The sequence below is a fragment of the Extibacter sp. GGCC_0201 genome, assembly GCF_017566055.1.
Classification (GTDB): domain Bacteria; phylum Bacillota; class Clostridia; order Lachnospirales; family Lachnospiraceae; genus Extibacter.
In genome coordinates, this window is sequence record NZ_JABFCH010000205.1 from 1 (window position 1) to 218 (window position 218).

Below are 218 nucleotides of genomic sequence, written 5' to 3' on the forward strand. Positions count from 1 at the left end.
AGGATTTTCTGAAGCTCGGCTCTCTGGATGAATGCAGGCTGTTTATCGAGGAATACTTTGCCGCGGTGGGGGAGAATAATTATAAATCCCTTCTGCTGCGCCAGTATATGGTGATGGATATCTTTTACTGTGTCCAGGAGTTTTTAAAGGGAATCAATGTGAACACGGACGAGATACCGCCGGAGCGAAAAGATATCAAATTGATACCGAAAGCGATT

Annotated in this window: 1 pseudogene; it reads left to right on the top strand. The window is 44.5% G+C overall.

The features are described from left to right. Window positions 1–218 (top strand): annotated as a pseudogene (locus tag HJV72_RS19270) (AraC family transcriptional regulator); the annotation flags it as partial.